General features: G+C 37.7%; 1 protein-coding gene. It reads left to right on the forward strand.

The window, feature by feature from the left end:
• A partial coding sequence (locus AVBRAN12642_RS09755; RefSeq protein ID WP_336608321.1) for a hypothetical protein occupies positions 1-701 on the forward strand: 701 nt, incomplete at both ends.

Consider the following 701-nt stretch of genomic DNA (forward strand, 5'->3'; position numbering starts at 1 on the left):
TCAAGTAGAACTGATGCTGATAAGCATGTGTTGTATACTAGCGCAGCAACAAATACTGATGGTGCTAACGGACAAGTATTGGTAGATTTAGCAGATGCTACAGCTTGGGCAGGTGGTGGTGGTAATGTTACAACCGCTCCTACAGGTGCAGCTGGCTCTATTTTAAATAGTAAAAATACATTTGAAGATGTTCAAGCAGCTCACTACGAACAAGATGCAAGAATTGCTAAAGATGGTTATGATAAAGCAAAAGATACTGCAATTCAAACAGCAATTAAAAATGGAACTGAAATAGATTTAAGTGGTGTGCATGCTAAAGTACAAGGTGCATTAAATGCTACTTTAGTTCCTAATAATGCTGGTAATACAAATGGTGGTGCTACCGGTGCTGGTGCAGCTAATCCTAATGGAACAACTTATAATGATTTAGTTAATAACGCCAACGCAGCAGTAAGGGCTGTAGCTGGAGATACAAATTCTAAATTTAAAACATTAGCAGATGCTAATGCAGCTATAGATGATGCTCTAGGAAAACTTCAAAAAGTAGTTGATGCGGCTAAAGGTAAAACTATGGCTACAAACGAAGGTGAGAATGGAATGGTTGCTCATGCAGCTATGAAATTCCTTGAAGGCTTAAAAGAATGTTTAAATGAAGCTAATAGAGAAGGTTTAAGTAGCATTATTGGTCTTACAGATGATAC

The sequence above is a fragment of the Campylobacter sp. RM12642 genome (assembly GCF_020137635.1).
Taxonomy (GTDB): Bacteria; Campylobacterota; Campylobacteria; order Campylobacterales; family Campylobacteraceae; genus Campylobacter_E.